At 69.1% G+C, this 17,199-nt stretch carries 18 protein-coding genes; 15 read left to right on the top strand and 3 right to left on the bottom strand.

What is annotated here, in order from left to right; all coding sequences use genetic code 11:
- Positions 1-7 precede the first annotated feature (7 nt).
- From ASG64_RS01705 to tsaD, 7 genes are read left to right on the top strand one after another with little or no spacing between them, the layout of a single operon-like run.
- A complete protein-coding gene (locus tag ASG64_RS01705) occupies positions 8-1,453 on the top strand; it encodes an NAD(P)H-hydrate dehydratase (RefSeq protein WP_056072466.1) in 1,446 nt (481 codons plus the stop codon).
- Between the two features lie 49 nt (positions 1,454-1,502).
- Positions 1,503-2,687 (top strand): alanine racemase, encoded by a 1,185-nt coding sequence (alr, locus tag ASG64_RS01700; protein WP_056072463.1) that lies wholly within the window; start codon positions 1,503-1,505, stop codon positions 2,685-2,687.
- Entirely contained in the window at positions 2,684-3,757 is a 1,074-nt protein-coding gene (locus ASG64_RS01695) for an alpha/beta fold hydrolase (RefSeq protein WP_056069448.1), read from the top strand. The genes alr and ASG64_RS01695 overlap by 4 nt, the downstream gene beginning before the upstream one ends.
- A complete protein-coding gene (gene tsaE / locus ASG64_RS01690) occupies positions 3,750-4,211 on the top strand; it encodes a tRNA (adenosine(37)-N6)-threonylcarbamoyltransferase complex ATPase subunit type 1 TsaE (protein ID WP_042574659.1) in 462 nt (153 codons plus the stop codon). Before ASG64_RS01695 ends, tsaE begins: the two co-directional genes overlap by 8 nt.
- Positions 4,212-4,232: 21 nt before the next feature.
- The gene (gene tsaB / locus ASG64_RS01685) at positions 4,233-4,889 is read left to right on the top strand and encodes a tRNA (adenosine(37)-N6)-threonylcarbamoyltransferase complex dimerization subunit type 1 TsaB (RefSeq protein ID WP_056069444.1); all 657 of its coding nucleotides are present in this window, start codon (positions 4,233-4,235) and stop codon (positions 4,887-4,889) included.
- Complete coding sequence (gene rimI / locus ASG64_RS01680; RefSeq protein WP_042574657.1) at positions 4,886-5,374, top strand: ribosomal protein S18-alanine N-acetyltransferase; 489 nt, start codon at positions 4,886-4,888, stop codon at positions 5,372-5,374. Before tsaB ends, rimI begins: the two co-directional genes overlap by 4 nt.
- Positions 5,371-6,417, top strand: a complete 1,047-nt coding sequence (gene tsaD, locus ASG64_RS01675; RefSeq protein ID WP_056069441.1) for a tRNA (adenosine(37)-N6)-threonylcarbamoyltransferase complex transferase subunit TsaD — start codon at positions 5,371-5,373, stop codon at positions 6,415-6,417. Before rimI ends, tsaD begins: the two co-directional genes overlap by 4 nt.
- 7 nt (positions 6,418-6,424) lie before the next feature.
- Here the strand turns inward: tsaD and ASG64_RS01670 are convergent, their stop codons facing one another.
- Positions 6,425-7,975, bottom strand: a complete 1,551-nt coding sequence (locus ASG64_RS01670; RefSeq protein WP_056069439.1) for an Hsp70 family protein — start codon at positions 7,973-7,975, stop codon at positions 6,425-6,427.
- 173 nt (positions 7,976-8,148) lie between these two features.
- On the opposite strand from ASG64_RS01670, the gene ASG64_RS21420 reads away from it, so the two are divergent.
- From ASG64_RS21420 to groL, 3 genes are all read left to right on the top strand, one after another.
- Positions 8,149-8,355: a hypothetical protein gene (locus ASG64_RS21420; protein WP_156388232.1), complete on the top strand. Its 207-nt coding sequence runs from the start codon at positions 8,149-8,151 to the stop codon at positions 8,353-8,355.
- 175 nt (positions 8,356-8,530) lie between these two features.
- On the top strand, positions 8,531-8,830 hold the full coding sequence (gene groES / locus ASG64_RS01660) for a co-chaperone GroES (protein ID WP_027503792.1): 300 nt from the start codon (positions 8,531-8,533) through the stop codon (positions 8,828-8,830).
- Between the two features lie 86 nt (positions 8,831-8,916).
- Positions 8,917-10,530, top strand: coding sequence for a chaperonin GroEL (gene groL, locus ASG64_RS01655; protein WP_042574653.1), 1,614 nt, complete (start codon positions 8,917-8,919; stop codon positions 10,528-10,530).
- Between the two features lie 114 nt (positions 10,531-10,644).
- Here the strand turns inward: groL and ASG64_RS01650 are convergent, their stop codons facing one another.
- Positions 10,645-10,938 carry a WhiB family transcriptional regulator gene (locus ASG64_RS01650; protein WP_042574652.1) on the bottom strand — a complete coding sequence of 98 codons (294 nt, stop codon included), beginning with the start codon at positions 10,936-10,938 and terminating at the stop codon, positions 10,645-10,647.
- A 298-nt stretch (positions 10,939-11,236) separates the two neighbouring features.
- On the opposite strand from ASG64_RS01650, the gene ASG64_RS01645 reads away from it, so the two are divergent.
- The 3 genes from ASG64_RS01645 (at position 11,237) to ASG64_RS01635 (ending at position 13,704) form a co-directional block, all read left to right on the top strand.
- The gene (locus ASG64_RS01645; RefSeq protein WP_056069433.1) at positions 11,237-11,986 is read left to right on the top strand and encodes a hypothetical protein; all 750 of its coding nucleotides are present in this window, start codon (positions 11,237-11,239) and stop codon (positions 11,984-11,986) included.
- A gap of 136 nt (positions 11,987-12,122) precedes the next feature.
- Complete coding sequence (locus ASG64_RS01640; RefSeq protein ID WP_056069430.1) at positions 12,123-12,701, top strand: sigma-70 family RNA polymerase sigma factor; 579 nt, start codon at positions 12,123-12,125, stop codon at positions 12,699-12,701.
- Positions 12,694-13,704, top strand: coding sequence for an anti-sigma-D factor RsdA (locus ASG64_RS01635; protein WP_056069427.1), 1,011 nt, complete (start codon positions 12,694-12,696; stop codon positions 13,702-13,704). Before ASG64_RS01640 ends, ASG64_RS01635 begins: the two co-directional genes overlap by 8 nt.
- Before the next feature lie 72 nt (positions 13,705-13,776).
- On the opposite strand, the gene ASG64_RS01630 is transcribed toward ASG64_RS01635, so the two are convergent.
- Positions 13,777-14,181: a DUF5319 domain-containing protein gene (locus tag ASG64_RS01630; protein ID WP_042573099.1), complete on the bottom strand. Its 405-nt coding sequence runs from the start codon at positions 14,179-14,181 to the stop codon at positions 13,777-13,779.
- A gap of 210 nt (positions 14,182-14,391) precedes the next feature.
- On the opposite strand from ASG64_RS01630, the gene guaB reads away from it, so the two are divergent.
- Positions 14,392-15,945 carry an IMP dehydrogenase gene (guaB, locus tag ASG64_RS01625; protein ID WP_269430088.1) on the top strand — a complete coding sequence of 518 codons (1,554 nt, stop codon included), beginning with the start codon at positions 14,392-14,394 and terminating at the stop codon, positions 15,943-15,945.
- Between the two features lie 66 nt (positions 15,946-16,011).
- Positions 16,012-17,151 carry a GuaB3 family IMP dehydrogenase-related protein gene (locus tag ASG64_RS01620; RefSeq protein WP_042573100.1) on the top strand — a complete coding sequence of 380 codons (1,140 nt, stop codon included), beginning with the start codon at positions 16,012-16,014 and terminating at the stop codon, positions 17,149-17,151.
- Positions 17,152-17,199: the final 48 nt, after the last annotated feature.

Here is a 17,199-nt window from a genome sequence, read left to right as displayed (position 1 = left end):
GGATCGCATGCAGTACTTCCACACCGCCGACGAGGTCCGGGCCGCCGAAGCGCCGCTGATCGCCGCGCTGCCGCCGTACGCCGCCATGAGGAAGGCGGCCCACGGACTGGCCGTGGTGGTCGCCCACGAGCTGCGGTTACGCGAAGGCGGTGTCTCCGGACGTCGTGTGCTTCTTCTGATCGGGTCGGGTGACAACGGCGGCGACGTCTTGTTCGCCGGCGCCGAGCTCCGCCGTCGGGGCGCGCAGGTGCAGGCTCTGCTCCTGGATCCGCATCGCGCTCATGCCGCCGGACTGGCTGCCTTCCGAGCGGCGGGGGGACGCGTCGTCACGCAGGTCGGGATACCCCATCTCGTCGTGGACGGAATCGTCGGCCTGTCGGCTCGGGGATCGCTGCGGCCGGAGGCCGCGCGAGTCGTCTCGCAGATCGACGCACCCGTGGTGGCCGCGGACCTGCCGTCGGGGGTCGACCCGGACACCGGCGCGGTCGACGGTCCTGCCGTACGTGCCGACGTCACGGTGGCGTTCGGTGCCTGGAAACCCGTGCACGTGCTGGCCGGCGCATGGTGCGGGCGGCTGCACCTCGTCGACCTCTGGTCGGCGGACACGGGGTCGGGCATGGGTGAGTCGACTCTCGGATCGTTCGACGACGCCGAGGTGGGACGGCTGTGGCCGGTTCCCGGACCCACGGACGACAAGTATTCGCAGGGGGTCACCGGGATTCTGGCGGGAAGCGAGAAGTATCCGGGGGCCGGGGTGCTGTGCACCGGCGCTGCCGTGGCCGCGACGTCGGGCATGGTGCGGTACGTCGGAACCGGCGGCGCCGAGGTGCTGCACCACTATCCGGAAGTCGTGACTGCCCGCGACCTCGACGATGCCGGCCGGGTGCAGGCGTGGGTGGTCGGGCCCGGATTCGGCACCGACGACGACGCGGAGGGCAGGCTCCGGACCGTCCTGCAGTCGGACGTGCCCGTGCTGGTGGATGCGGACGGCCTGACGGTGCTCGCGCGTCGGCCGGATCTCCTGAGTGGCCGAGAGGCGCCGACCGTGCTGACCCCTCACGCCGGGGAGTTCGAGAGGTTGACGGGCTCGGCGCCGGGTCCCGATCGTGTCGCATCCGTGCGCGACCTCGCGTCGCGCCGCGGGGTGACCGTCCTGTTGAAGGGGCGAGCCACGGTGATCGCCGACCCTGACGGCGCGGTCACGGTCGACGATGCCGGTTCCTCCTGGTCGTCGACGGCGGGCTCGGGGGACGTTCTGTCCGGCATGATCGGCGCCCTGCTCGCCGCCGGACTGCCGAGCCGCACAGCTGCGGCTCTGGGCGCCCGCGCACATTCGCGCGCGGCGCTGCTGGCGGCCACGGACGACGGTCGACGGGTGGGTGCACCGGTGTCCGCGTCGCCGCTGCTGCGGGCACTGCGGGACGCCGTGGGGAGTCTGCGCGCGAGCGTGTGACGGACGGCAGTGCACGTCGCGACGCGTCGGCAATGGCAGAATGACGCCGATGAACAGCGCGCAGGAGGTAGCAGCCGGGACGACTCGAGCAGCCGCTCCGGCTCGTCGACCCCAGGCCGAAGCGCTGATCGACCTGGACGCCATCGCGCACAACACCCGGATTCTCGTCGAGCATGCGGGCGACGCGGCCGTCATGGCCATCGTGAAGGCCGACGGGTACAACCACGGCGCCGTCCCGGTCGCGCGCGCCGCGCTGGCAGCGGGTGCGCGGGAGCTTGGTGTCGCCACCGTTCGCGAAGCCCTCGCGCTGCGCGCCGGCGGCCTCACGGCTCCCGTGCTGTGTTGGCTGCACGCACCCGGAACCGACTTCACCGCGGCGATCGAGGCGGACATCGGGATCGGCGTCTCGTCGCCCCGGCAGGTTCTCGAGGTTGCCGACGCCGCCCGCTCGGTGGGGAGAGCCGCCGTGGTGTCGCTCAAGGTCGACACCGGCATGAACCGCAACGGTGTGAGTGCGGACGAGCTGGACGCGACCGTCGCCGCTCTGGTCCGCGAAACGCGCAGCGACGCAGTGGATGTCCACGGGATGTTCTCCCACCTGGTATCCGCGGATGTCCCGGGGGATCCCGTCAACGATCGACAGAAGCGCCGCTTCGACGCCGCCGTCGAGGTCATGACGCGCGCCGGTGTGGCGCCCCGACAGCGGCACATCGCCAACTCGGCGGCGGTGCTGACGCGCCCCGACATGGCCTACGACGCGGTACGACCAGGAATCGCGATGTACGGGCTGTCGCCGACCCCGGATCTCGGCGACTTCGGTCTCCGGCCCGCAATGACGTTGCGCGCCACCGTGATCCTGGTGAAGCGGGTCGCCGCGGGCGAGGGTGTGTCCTACGGCCACGAGTGGATCGCGCCGAGGGACACGACGGTGGCGCTGCTCCCCGTCGGATACGCGGACGGCATCACGCGTGCGCTGAAGAACCGCTACGAGGTGTCGATCAACGGGCGTCGTCGCCCCGCGGTGGGACGTGTCTGCATGGACCAGGTGATCGTCGATCTGGGGCCCGGTCGTCCCGATGTCGTCGAGGGTGACACCGCCTACTTCTTCGGCCCCGGCGATCACGGCGAGCCCACGGCGCAGGACTGGGCCGAGACCCTGGGCACCATCAATTACGAGGTGGTCACCGGGATACGTGGCCGTGTCGAGCGCACTGTCGTCGGAGGCGTCGGATGATCACCGCGAAGATAGCCGGAATTGCCGGTGGCGCTGCAAGTATCGCGGCCGTCGCGGCGGTGGCGGGAATTGCCGCGGTTCGCCGACGGGTCGTCCCGGTGGCGGCGGATTCCGGTCGGCGTGAGGACTTCGAGGCGATGGACGCCGATCGCGGATGCGTGGTCGCGACCGGTGACGGTGTGCCGCTCGCCGTCCGCGAAGTAGGGCCGGTGACGGCTCCCGTGACCGTCGTCTTCGTCCACGGGTACTGCCTCCGGATGCAGTGCTGGCATTACCAGCGCCGCGAACTGGCCCGACGGTGGGGCGACGACGTCCGGATGGTGTTCTACGACCAGCGCGGTCACGGGCGCTCCGGTGACGTCTCGCCCGACGAATGCGACATCGGCCGTCTCGGCGTGGATCTGGCCGACGTCATCCGGTCCGTCGTGCCGAACGGACCCCTGGTCCTGGTGGGGCACTCGATGGGCGGCATGGCCGTCCTCGCCGCGTGTCGGCAGTTCCCGGAGTCCATCGCCGAGCGCGTCGTCGGGGTCGGCTTGATGTCGACGACCGCGGCAGGGCTCGCGCACAGCGGCCTCGGACGGAACCTGCAGAACCCTGCCGTCGACGCGTTCCGCACCATCGTGCGCACCGCGCCCGGCGCCGTGCAGGTCGGCCGGGGTGTGGTGCGGTCGATCATCGCGCCGGTGTTGCGGGCCGCGTCGTTCGGCACCGAGGTCAGCCCGGCGCTGGTCGCCTTCGCGGAGCAGATGACCCACGACACGTCGGTGGTGACGATGGTGAACTTCCTGAAGGCACTCGAACTGCACGACGAACTCGACGCCCTGCCGGCCATCGCGGATGTCGCTGCACTGGTGCTGTGCGGGGACGACGACTGGGTGATCCCGTACGACAAGTCGCTCGAGCTCGCCGACCTGCTGCCGCACGCGGAGATGGTGCGGGTACGGCGTGCCGGGCACCTGGTGCAGCTGGAATTCCCGGACGAGGTGAACGACGCTGTCGATCGGCTGGTGCAGCGGGCGACGGACGGGCAGATCCAGGCGCGGCCGACGAGGCGAACCGTTGGCTGACACCGTTCTCGAGACCGCGGAGGACACCGAGCGCCTCGGCGAGGCTCTCGCGCACGAACTGGTCGCCGGAGACGTCGTCGTTCTCGACGGCCCCCTCGGTGCCGGCAAGACCACCTTGACCAAGGGCCTCGCGCGTGGCCTGGGTGTCGTCGGACGCGTCAGCTCACCGACGTTCATGATCGCCCGTACCCACCGACCGGGTCACGACACGGGACCCGGACTGGTCCATGTCGACGCCTACCGGCTGGGGCTCGGAACGGGGGCGTCGGCCATGGACGAGCTGGACGCGCTCGACCTGGACACCGAGCTGACCGACTCCGTCGTGGTCGTGGAATGGGGCGAGGGCATCGCGGAGACCCTGACCGATCGCCACCTGCTGGTGCGGTTGCGCCGCGAACCCGAATCCGACGTCCGTACCGCCTCCTGGGAATGGGTCCGCGCACCGTCAGTCTGACGCGGAGTAATCTCGACATCCGTGCTGATACTTGCCGTCGACACCTCGACACCCGCCGTCACGGCCGGAGTCGTCCGACTCGACGACGCCGGCCCGCGTTCACTGGCCACTCGCATCACCGTGAACGCACGCGCGCACGCCGAGGTACTCACCCCGCAGATCCTCGAATGCCTGGCGGAAGCCGGGATCGGAGCGGACGACCTGGACGCGGTCGTCGTCGGCACCGGCCCCGGCCCGTTCACCGGTCTCCGCGTCGGAATGGCTACCGGTGCGGCGTTCGCCGACGCGCTGGGAATCCCGGTGCACGGTGTCGGCAGCCTCGACGCCATCGCCGCTGCAGTCCCCGGCGACAGGGAGGTGCTGGTCGTGACCGATGCGCGTCGTAAAGAGGTGTACTGGGCGCGCTTCCGCGGCGCCGATCGGATCGCCGGACCGTTCGTCAGCAGTCCGTCGGACATCGTGGTGGGGGAGTCGCAGGTGGTGGCCGGATCCGCCTCGCACGTCGACATCGTCGACCTCCCGGTGGAGCCCGTCGAGTCTCCGGCCCCGGAGGCGTTGGTGGCCGTCGCGGCCGCGGCCCTGCTCCGCGGTGATGTGCCCGCCGAGCCGACCCCGCAGTACCTCCGTCGTCCCGACGCGGTCGCGACCGCGGACCGAACTCCGGCCGGGACTCCGTGACCGTTGCGGTCGAGCCCATGCGGGCAGAGGACGCCGAGCGCTGCGCCGAGCTCGAGATCATCCTGTTTCCCGGTGACGGGCCGTGGCCCGCGTCGGCGTTCGTGGACGAGCTACGGGCGCCGCACGTGCGGTACTTCGTGGTGCGGGACGGGGACGGAACCGTGGCGGGATATGCCGGTATCGCCCTGCTGGGCAACGGTTCCGGTGCCGAATCGGAGGTTCACACGATCGGCGTGGATCCGGACCGTCAACGACGCGGAATCGGTGGGGCTCTGCTCGGTGCGATGCTGGCCGAAGCCGACCGGCACGGTGGCCCGGTGTTCCTCGAAGTCCGCACCGACAACGATCCGGCGATCGAGATGTACACGCGCGCAGGCTTCGCCGTCGTCGGCACGCGGCGCCGGTACTACCAGCCCAGCGGCGCGGACGCCTACACGATGACACGACCCGCCGCGGCGGACGAAGTGAAAGGTGGACACCCGTGATCGTCATGGGCATCGAAAGTTCCTGCGACGAGACAGGTGTCGGCATCGTCCGCTACAGCGGAGACTCGTCGGGATCGGGGACGTGCGAGCTGCTTGCCGACGAGGTGGCGTCGAGCGTCGATCAGCACGCCCGCTTCGGCGGTGTGGTTCCCGAGATCGCGTCGCGCGCCCATCTCGAAGCGATGGTCCCGACCATGCGGCGTGCGTTGTCCGCGGCCGGGATCCGTCGCCCCGATGCCGTGGCCGTCACCATCGGACCCGGGCTCGCCGGCGCACTGCTGGTCGGTGTCGCGGCGGCGAAAGCCTATGCGGCAGCATGGAACGTGCCGTTCTACGCGGTCAATCATCTCGGCGGGCACGTTGCCGTCGACACCCTCGAGCACGGCCCGATGCCGGAGTGCGTCGCCCTTCTCGTGTCCGGCGGACACACGCACCTTCTCGAGGTGTCCTCGCTGGCGGAACCCATCGTCGAACTGGGAAGCACCGTGGACGACGCGGCGGGCGAGGCCTTCGACAAGGTCGCCAGGTTGTTGGGGCTCGGCTACCCGGGCGGACCTGTGCTCGACACGCTGGCGCGCGAGGGCGATCCGGCGGCGGTCGCGTTCCCCCGAGGGATGACGGGACCCCGCGATTCCCGGTACGACTTCTCCTTCTCCGGTCTCAAGACGGCGGTAGCTCGCTACGTGGAGTCCGCGGAGCGCGCCGGCAGGCCGGTCGTGGTGGCCGACGTCGCGGCGTCCTTCCAGGAAGCTGTCGCCGACGTCCTGACGATGAAGGCGATCCGCGCACTGAAGGATCGGGACATCGACACGTTGGTTCTCGGCGGTGGGGCCACAGCGAACTCGCGGATCAGGTCGTTGGCCGAGGAACGCTGCGCCGCAGCCGGGGTGACGCTGCGCGTGCCGACTCCGCGTCGCTGCACCGACAACGGAGTCATGATCGCGACCCTGGGTGCGCACCTCGCGGCAGCCGGCGCGGAACCGTCGCCGCTGACCGTGGCGACCGACCCGGGACTCCCGGTATCCGTCAGTCAGGTGCGCTGACGGTCCGTCAGGAGACGGGAACGGCTGGTTCCGACGAGACAGGCGGAGCCTGCGTCGTGATGCCGGGGACAGGCGCCGGCGTGACCGGCGGCTCGGTCGGGGCGGAGGGCGCAGGGCCGACTCCCGGCAGGTCCGCCCACCACGGCGGCAGGTCCGGGAAATCCGGCAGCACGATGATCGGGAGATCCGGCGCGGGTCGCAGACTCGGGGTCGTCGGCGTCGCGGACTGGGACGACGACGGTTGTGGCGTCGGCGTCCGGGGCGTCGTGGACTGTTCGGGAACCACGGGATCCGGGGTCGTCACGGCTGTACGCTGCGGATATGCCGGGGTCGGGGTCACGGCGGGCGCGGTGTAGGTGTAGTCCGTGGTGGGCCACGGTGTGACGGCCTGCCGCTCGGGCTCCGGAGCAGGGTCGTCCCACCCTCCGGTCAATTCCGGGGGCGCCGCCGAGGCGGTGTCCGGTCGTTCGGCCGACGTGTCTGCCGTATCCGTCGGAACGGTGGACGTGGCGACGGTCGTGACATCCGTGTCACTGGACGGGGTCAGGGCCTGGACTCCGTAGGCCAGCACCACCGCCATGGCCGCGCAGGCCGCGGCCAGCAGGCCGACGGTTCGCAGGCTCGACGACAGCGATGTCGGTGTCGACTGCATCGCGGGCGCGATGTCGTGGTCGAACGCTCGGGCGAGCAGTGCGGCACCCTTGGCCACCGCCGCGTCGGGTTCCGACGTTCCGACGTTCGCTACCTGCGCCGCGGAGGTGATGGCCTCGGTGACGGACGGAACGAAGGCGCCGCCGCCGACGACAGCCACTGCATCGGGTCGATCCACGGCACTGTCGACGACACGGGTCACGACGGCCCGCAGCGTGGCCAGCGGCTCGGCGAGGGCGTCGAGTAGCTCGGCGCGGGTCACGGTGAGTGTCTCGCCGTCCGGGAGATCGACCGTCACGGACTCGTGGAAGGACAACTGTTCCTTGGCCGTCCGCAGACGTGCAGCGACGAGGACGCGGTCGGTGGGCGACACGGACGGCAGCCGACCGGCGACGGCGTCCTGCAGACGGTCGTCGAACACGCGGCCCCCGACCTCGTCGGTCCGCTCGGAGGCCAGAACGGTGCCGTCGACCTGGTCGACGACGCTGATCGACGTCCCCGAGGCACCCACGTCGGCGATGAGCACGGTGCGGTATCTGGCCACCTCGCCGGTATGTCGCAGCCAGCAGAGCGCTGCGTCGGTGTCGGTGACCAGCGTGTCGGACGTGATCGCGAGGTCGCGGCGACGCGCTGCGGACAGGATGGATCGCGTGGTGCCCTCGGCGCGACGAGCGACCGCGGTGCGACCGTGACGGCTCGTCGACCTCGTGTCGTCGACGCCGACGAGGTGCTCCGACGCCAGCTCGATCGACGTGGCGACCAGGTCGCCGGTGTCGGTGCGTGACCCCTCGGCGGTCACGGTGCGGTAGTCGAAGGACTCGGTACCGTCGGCCGCCGTGGTGAGGACGGCGCAGCAGACTACTTCCGAACCTGCCGATACTCCGATCGTGACAGTGCTGTCGGGCATGCGTCGAACCTCCTCTCGTCGTGCTCCGTGAACGTGCCGTTATGCGAATGTTACCGAACTTGGGCGGAAATAGTGCGCATCGCGTTCTGGTCCCCCTCACCGAGAACGTGAACAACCCGTCGTCACCTGTGCGGGAACGCCAGGTGAAATTTCTGGGAAAGGGGTGTGGCACCGTGTCCTCGACCTTCGAGATCGGCATCACGACGTTCGCCGAGACCTACCCGGAGGGCGGTGTCGCCACCGTGCGTGGGCACGGCCGCCGCCTACGGGAAGTGGTGGAGGAGGCGCAACTCTCGATCGAACTTCTGGGCCGCGAGGTCGCGCCGATCGTCCGCGAGGCGATGGCCGAGGAACCGCGCCGGAAAACTGTGCACTCGTGAAGGTTGAGTGCTGGCACTCGCGTGTATAGAGTGCTAGTCGACACCGGATATCGATGGCCCGGCACCCGCGACGACGGGGCATCGGCGGCCGGAGTCACGAACTACCTGAACTACAGCAACAAGGCGTTCCGGGGACCAGCCTCGGACCGACAATCGTGAAAGTGGAGGGCTCATCGTGGCAGGCGTGAACATCAAGCCGCTCGAGGACAAGATCCTCGTCCAGGCCGTCGAGGCCGAGACGACGACCGCCTCCGGCCTGGTCATCCCCGATACAGCCAAGGAGAAGCCCCAGGAGGGCACCGTGGTTGCCGTGGGTGAAGGCCGCGTGACCGACAAGGGAAATCGCATCCCTGTCGACGTCAAAGAGGGTGACACCGTCATCTACAGCAAGTACGGCGGCACCGAGATCAAGTACGCCGGCGAGGAGTACCTGATCCTGTCCGCACGCGACGTGCTGGCAGTCATCTCCAAGTAAGCCCCACGCTCTCCGCCCCGGTGTCCGGTTCCCCAGGACCCGGGGCGGAATGCGTTACGTCGTACTCCTAGGAGCCTGAAAGCCACATGTCCAAGCAAATCGAATTCAACGAGGTCGCACGACGCAGCCTCGAACGAGGCGTCGACAAGCTCGCCGACGCTGTCAAGGTCACCCTGGGACCCCGCGGTCGCCACGTGGTGCTGGCGAAGGCGTTCGGTGGCCCGACGGTCACGAACGACGGCGTCTCCATCGCCCGTGAGATCGACCTCGAAGATCCCTTCGAGAACCTCGGCGCTCAGCTGGTGAAGAGCGTCGCCACCAAGACCAACGACGTGGCCGGTGACGGCACGACCACCGCGACCGTTCTCGCTCAGGCACTGGTCAAGCAGGGCTTGAAGAACGTCGCGGCCGGTGCCAACCCCATCGCACTCGGCGTCGGCATCACCAAGGCCGTCGAGCACGTCTCCGAGGCACTGCTCGCCGCTGCCGTTCCGGTCGAGGGCGAGAAGTCCATCGCGCAGGTCGCCACGGTGTCCTCGCGCGACGAGGTCATCGGCCAGATGGTCGGCGAAGCGCTCACCCGCGTCGGCACCGACGGTGTCGTCACGGTCGAGGAGTCCAGCTCGCTGGTCTCCGAGCTCGTCATCACCGAGGGCGTCCAGTTCGACAAGGGCTACCTCTCGCCGTACTTCGTCACGGACGTCGACAGCCAGGAAGCCGTCCTCGACGACGCGCAGATCCTGCTCTACCGCGACAAGATCAGCTCGCTGCCGGACTTCCTTCCCCTGCTCGAGAAGATCGCCGAGTCGGGCAAGCCCGTCCTCATCATCGCCGAGGACATCGAGGGCGAAGCGCTCTCCACGCTGGTCGTCAACTCGATCCGCAAGACCGTCAAGGCCGTCGCCGTGAAGGCGCCGTTCTTCGGTGACCGCCGCAAGGCGTTCCTCGAGGACCTCGCCATCGTCACCGGCGCCACGGTCATCAACGCGGACATCGGACTCTCGCTCAAGGACGCAGGCCTCGATCTGCTCGGCAGCGCGCGACGCGTCGTCGTCAGCAAGGACGAGACCACCATTGTCGAGGGTGCCGGCACCGCCGACGCCATCGCCGATCGCGTCGGTCAGCTCCGCCGCGAGATCGAGGCGACGGACTCCGACTGGGACCGTGAGAAGCTCGAGGAGCGCCTCGCCAAGCTCGCCGGCGGAGTCGCGGTCATCAAGGTCGGTGCTGCTACCGAGACCGATCTCAAGGAGCGCAAGTTCCGTGTCGAGGATGCGGTCAACGCAGCCAAGGCAGCCGTCGAGGAAGGCATCGTCTCCGGCGGTGGCGCCGCACTCGTGCACGCCAGCCGTGGACTGAAGGATCACCTCGGACTGACGGGCGACGAGGCCATCGGTGTCGAGGCCGTGCGCCTCGCACTCCGCGCGCCGATGTTCTGGATCGCCACCAATGCCGGCGTCGACGGTTCCGTCGTCGTGGGCAAGCTCGTCGAAGCCGACGACGACACCGGGTTCAATGCCGCGACGCTCACCTACGGCAACCTCGTCGCCGACGGTGTCATCGACCCGGTCAAGGTCACTCGCTCCGCCGTGGTCAACGCCGCGTCCGTGGCGAAGATGATCCTGACGACCGAGTCGACCGTCGTCGACAAGCCCGAAGAGGTCGACGCCGACGCACAGGGACACGGTCACAGCCACTGACCGCTGTACCCCCGGCCCCTGACGGCCGGTGAATCACACGACAGAGGCCCCACCGGAGATCGTCCGGTGGGGCCTCTGTCGGTGGTGTTGGTGGTCGGCCGCGCTGGGGAGAGATCAGGAGGCGAGTCGGCGGCGGTTGCGGCGGGCCAGAACTTCGCGTTCGGTCTCCGACATCCCGCCCCAGATTCCGTAGGGCTCGCTGACCGCGAGCGCGTGGCTGCGGCATTGTGCGAGCACGGGGCAGGCGCGGCACATCTCCTTGGCTTTCATTTCGCGTTGCGCGCGGGCTCGACCTCGTTCACCATCAGGATGGAAGAACATCGACGAGTCGACTCCACGGCACGTGCCGTGCATCTGCCAATCCCAGATATCGGCATTGGGTCCGGGGAGGTGATTGGGCTGGGGCATTGTGTACTCCTAGTACTCTCACGCGCGGTCGTGAATTTCCTTGGTGCCGTTCACGATCTGTCGCAACCGTAGAGCGAGCCCGGAATAGCCGTCAACAGCCTCGTTTCGTGGTGTGATCCATAGTCCGAGCAGGGATTATTTAACTCGGGCGACATTTTTCTCTGGTTTCGAGCCCGTGTGGCAGGTACGTAACACGGCCGTCACGACGCGGACAACGGCCGGTCACATGGCACCGGCAAATGTCGTGACAATCGCTGTGTAAATTCGCGGGAAACTGCCGGAGACTATTCTGTTTCGCGTGCCGACATCGAGTGCCCGACCGCCCGATCCGACGTCCGTCGCGGCCTGGTCCGGCGCCGTCGAGGCAGGAGCTCGGGGGTGGTATTCGGCGGCGTTCACCGGTGCCCGCGCACTTCGGTCGGACCCCGACCCGATCGTCCGCTCTCTGTCCTCGAGCCTCGAGGGGTCGCTCCTGCGTCAGTTGGGGCGTCACGACGCGGCGTCCGTCCGCGACGGGGTCGCTCTGCGGGAGAGCGGCTTAGGCCGAGGTGCACTGCAACCCCGCGCGGTCGATGCGGTCGTGGACGCGTTGGTCGGTCTCGCCGCCGATGCGATCGGCCCGCGCCGGACATCGCGTGCCGACGTGTTGTTGGCCCGCGCCGAGGACGTCCTGACCGAGAACCCCGGCCACTCCCGCGTGTCGTTGCGGGTGTGGTGGGTCCGGGCCGAGGTGGCCATGGCGCGCGGCGACGGACCGTCCGCTCTGTCCGCGGCATCGCGCGCTGTCGACGCGTCGCAGGCGTTCGCCTCGGATCGCCACCGCATCAAGTCCCGCCTCGTCCTGTGCGCAGCGCGCCTCGTGGCCGGCGAACACGGCGCGGCGGCAGTCGACGCACGATCGGTGCGAGTCGATGCCGAGGCTCTGGGGTTGCTGCCGCTGGCGTGGGCGGCGTCGTCGATCTCGGAAGCACTGGGTGAAACCGGAGCGGCGACCGTACGCGGCGCCCTGGAGGTTGCGATCCGGTCACGCGGAGGCGTTTTCTCGTGACGAGACCGGACGGTTCGCTAGACCGCGGAGGGGGGACGACTATCCTTGAGGCGTTCCACACCGGGCTGTCGGGGACCGGGGGGGAAGCGCGCCCGTTTCGGGGTGCGCCCGACGTGAGGTGGAGAACACACTGACAATGATTGTCACGGGTGAGGGGCTGGACTCGGCCGTCGCGGCAGCAGCGCGCGGTGACCGAGGGGCTCTCTCCGTCGTTCTCGAGAGCATCAGGCCGGTCGTCGTCCGGTACTGCCGGGCGCGCGTCGGCGCTGGTGAGAGGGGTCAACTCTCGGCCGACGACGTCGCCCAGGAGGTCTGTCTCGCGGTCATGACAGCGCTCCCACGCTACGAGGACCAGGGCCGCCCCTTCATGGCGTTCGTCTACGGAATCGCCTCCCACAAAGTTGCCGACGCCCATCGCAGTACTTCGCGTAACAAATCCGAGCCCATGGCCGATGTACCGGATGTCATGTCCATCGAGGACGGCCCCGAGCAACGGGCGCTGGACTCGGAGGCAGGACGTCGCATGAACGAACTGCTGTCGACACTGTCGGACAAGCACCGCGAGATCCTGGTGCTCCGCCTGATCGTCGGATTGTCGGCAGAGGAAACGGCCGCCGCCGTGGGTAGTACCGCAGGCGCCGTTCGTGTGGCGCAACACCGGGCAATAGCGAAGCTGAAGAACGAAGTACTGGGAGCAGGTGACAAGTATGGCTAGGGACTCGTGGCGCGACAGCGCACAGTTCGGCGGCTCCGCACGCGGAGGCTCCGGCCGCCCCGACGCCTTCGGCGCGGGTGGCGCCGACCCCTTCGCCGCAGACGACGCCGAGTCGTCCGGCCCTATCGACATCATGGCCGTGCGCCGCGACGACGCTCTCATCGACGCGATCGCCGGCGACGGCCCGATCGCGACGGCCGACGCCGACGAGTACCGGCTGGCCGGCCTGCTCGCCGAGTGGCGGTCCGACATCCTCGCCGAACCGTTGCCGGAACGGCCCGATCTCGATCAGGTCTCCGCCGCGATCGATCTCGCTCTTGCCGAGGACGCACTGCACCGTCAGCGCACGCGCAGCAAGATGCGTCACCTGCGCCCGCTCGTGGGTGCCGCCGCTGCGGTCGCATTCCTCGCAGGCGGAGTCACCGCGTTCTCCTACAGCGCGATGCCCGGAGATCCGCTCTGGAAGGTGAAGGAAGTCGTCTTCACCCAGCAGGCGGATTCGACTGTCGCGCAGGTCGACACGACGACGGCGCTCCACGATGTCGAGGAGGCGCTTGCCCGCGGCGACGCGGAGTCGGCGAAGACTCGTCTCGCCGAGGCCGCGCAGCGCACCGGTGGCATCCGCGACGAGGACGAGCGTGCGCAGCTGCAGGACTGGTGGACTCGTCTGTCCGCCGAGCTGTCCAAGCTGACCGCTCCCGCCTCGGTGCCGCCGCCGGCCGCTCCCACGACGACCGTTCCGCCGATGCCCACCATCCCGGAGGACATCGTTCCGCAGATTCCTACCGACACGAGCATCCCGCTTCCGCAGTTGCCGCTCCCGACCGAGATCCCGACGCTGCCCACGGATATCCAGTTGCCGTTCCCGCTGCCGACGGACCTGCCGTTCCTGCCGCAGCCGACCACCGACGTGACCATCCCACCGGAGATCCTCCGGGCGCCCGCGCCCGCTCCGGAGACCACGACACCGGTCACTCCCAGCACGGTCGTCACCCCCAACTGAGGCATCCGCACCACGAAGAACGCCCGCAGACAGTGTCTGCGGGCGTTCTTCGTGTCTGTGTGAGACGGGCGTCTAGGTGTCGTACCCGTCCCCGTGCAGCGCATCGTTCATCGACGCGTCGGCGTAGCCGCGGCAGTAGTCCCACGTGACGTAGGCGTCGGGAATGGGGTCGTAGGCAGGCTCGTGCGGTCGTACGGTGCCGTCCACGAGCAGCTGGAGCAGGTTCGCTCGCAGCATGTCCCAGTCGTGGTAGTGGTCCTGCTGGCAGTCCTCGCAGCACACGACGAGTCCACGGACTCCGCGGTGCGCCAGGAGCGCTTCGTAGACGGCGAGGTCGGCCAGATCCTCCTCGACGGCCAGACGTTCCTGCGGGTCGAGGGGCTGACCGGGCTCGATGGCGTCGAGGGCGGCCGAAGGGTCGGCGGGATCGCCGGCGAAGGGATCCGGCGGCAGACCTGGAGGCAGTTGATCGCGCACGACTCCACGGTACGCAGCAAGGGCGGGTCTGCGCCAGCGGTACGGTGCCCACCTGGTCGGTGTGTCGCTCGGTGCGGGAGAGTGTGTCGCAGCGCGTACAGGACGACCCCCGGCGCCGGATACGATGTACCGCGAGCGCGTGAGGGATTCTATCCGGGTCCCCGGTACCACCGTGCGCACCGACAGACCAGCTCAGGAGGGCCCTTCCGTATGAGTACCCCAGACAGGCCCGTGACTACCGCCGCAGACGCGTCCGCACGTGTGCGGACGGGCGGCGACGATCCGAACAAGGTCGCCATGCTGGGCCTCACCTTCGACGACGTCCTGCTGATTCCCGCGGCGTCGGATCTGATCCCCAGCAAGGTCGACACGTCGAGCCAGCTCACGCGTGAGATCCGTCTGCGGGTCCCACTGGTGTCCAGCGCGATGGACACGGTCACCGAGGCCCGCATGGCCATCGCCATGGCGCGCGCGGGCGGTATGGGAGTGCTGCACCGCAACCTGTCCGCGACGGACCAGGCCGCGCAGGTCGAGGTGGTCAAGCGGTCCGAGGCCGGCATGGTCACCGATCCCGTGACGTGCAAGCCGACCGACACCCTCGCCGAGGTCGACGCGCTGTGCGCCAAGTTCCGCATCTCGGGTCTGCCCGTGACCGACGAGCGCGGTGAACTGGTCGGCATCATCACCAACCGCGACATGCGCTTCGAGGTCGATCAGAACCGCAGCGTCGTCGAGGTCATGACGAAGGCTCCGCTGGTCACCGCGCAGGAAGGTGTCACCGCCGACGCGGCGCTGGGACTGCTCCGTCGCCACAAGATCGAGAAACTGCCCATCGTCGACGGCCACGGTCGTCTGACCGGCTTGATCACGGTCAAGGACTTCGTCAAGACCGAGCAGCACCCGTTCGCGACCAAGGACCGGGACGGCCGGTTGCTGGTCGGTGCCGCGGTCGGCGTCGGCGACGATTCGTGGGCACGCGCGATGGCTCTGACCGACGCGGGATGCGACGTCCTCGTCGTCGACACCGCGCACGGTCACAACTCGCAGGTGCTCGAGATGGTCAGCAAGATCAAGGCCGAGGTGGGCGACCGCGTGCAGGTCGTCGGCGGCAACATCGCGACGCGATCCGGCGCCCGTGCGCTGGTCGAGGCCGGCGCGGACGCGGTCAAGGTCGGTGTCGGTCCCGGGTCGATCTGCACCACGCGCGTCGTCGCCGGTGTCGGCGCCCCGCAGATCACCGCGATCCTCGAAGCTGTCGCCGTCTGCAAGGCGGCGGGTGTGCCCGTCATCGCCGACGGCGGTCTCCAGTTCTCGGGCGACATCGCCAAGGCTCTCGCAGCCGGAGCATCGACGGCGATGCTGGGGTCTCTGCTCGCCGGTACGGCGGAGTCGCCCGGTGAGCTGATCCTGGTCGGTGGGAAGCAGTTCAAGAGCTACCGCGGCATGGGTTCGTTGGGCGCCATGCAGGGCCGCGGCGCGACCAAGTCCTTCTCGAAGGACCGTTACTTCCAGGACGACGTGCTCGCCGAGGACAAGCTGGTGCCCGAGGGCATCGAAGGGCGAGTTCCCTTCCGCGGACCGCTGTCGCAGGTCATCCACCAGCTCACCGGCGGTCTGCGCGCGGCGATGGGCTACACCGGATCCAACTCGGTCGAGGAGTTGCAGGAGGCGCAGTTCGTGCAGATCACGTCTGCCGGGCTGAAGGAAAGCCACCCGCACGACATCACGATGACCGTCGAGGCACCGAACTACACTGCCCGCTGACCCGACTCCGACCGGAGTCGACCGCCCCCCGGCACTGCGCCGGCGGGGCTTACAGAAAGGACGCGCGTGCGCGACCTGGTGGAAATTGGCATGGGCCGCACGGCTCGTCGGACCTACGAGCTCGAGGACGTGGACATCGTCCCCTCGCGTCGTACCCGGTCGTCGAAGGAGGTGTCCACCGCGTGGCAGCTCGACGCCTACCGGTTCGACATCCCGATCGTCGCGCACCCGACCGATGCTCTGGTCTCCCCGTCCTTCGCCATCGAGCTGGGCAAGCGCGGTGGTCTCGGCGTCATCAACGGTGAAGGCCTGTGGAGTCGGCACGCCGACGTCGACTCGGTGATCGACCAGCTGGTCGACATCGCCCAGTCGGACGTCGACGCGGACGCACCGGTGGAACTGCTGCAGAAGTTGCACGCCGCACCGCTGCAGCCTGATCTGCTGGCCGCCGCGGTCGCGCAGGTGCGGGACGCAGGAGTGACGGTCGCCGTGCGCGTCAGTCCGCAGAACGCTCGCTCGCTGACTCCCGCGCTGGTGGCGGCGGGAGTCGACCTGCTGGTCGTGCAGGGCACGATCATCTCCGCCGAGCACGTGGGTCATCCCAGCGAAGAACCGCTGAACATGAAGACGTTCATCTCCGAACTCGACATTCCCGTCGTCGCCGGCGGAGTCAGCGACCACCGCACGGCACTGCACCTGATGCGCACCGGCGCTGCGGGTGTCATCGTCGGGTACGGCTCCACCGAGGGCGCGACCACGACGGGCGAGGTTCTCGGTATCGGTGTGCCGATGGCGACGGCGATCGCCGACGCCGCGGCCGCGCGCCGCGACTATCTCGACGAGACCGGCGGCCGGTACGTCCACGTCCTGGCCGACGGCGGCATCACGACGTCGGGAAATCTGGCCAAGGCCATCGCGTGCGGCGCCGACGCCGCGGTGCTCGGTGCTCCGCTCGCCCTGGCCGCCGAGGCTCCCGGCCGCGGGTGGTACTGGCCGTCCGCTGCCGCGCACCCGTCCATGCCGCGCGGTGCCTTCCTTCCGGTGTCGTTCGGCGACCGTCCGTCGCTCGATCGCGTTCTCTCGGGCCCGTCGAACGATCCGTTCGGGTCGCTCGATCTGGTCGGTGGCCTGCGCCGTTCGATGGCGAAGTCCGGTTACTCGGACCTCAAGGAGTTCCAGAAGGTCGGCCTGAATATCAGGGGCTGAGCTCACGGACAGGGCTGTAACCGGTTCCTGTCACCGCGGTTTACACGT

Origin of the sequence: Rhodococcus sp. Leaf247 (assembly GCF_001426185.1) — a bacterium.
Lineage (GTDB): Bacteria > Actinomycetota > Actinomycetes > Mycobacteriales > Mycobacteriaceae > Rhodococcoides.
Note: the sequence above shows the minus strand (reverse complement) of the source record. Positions and strands in the feature narration are given on the sequence as shown.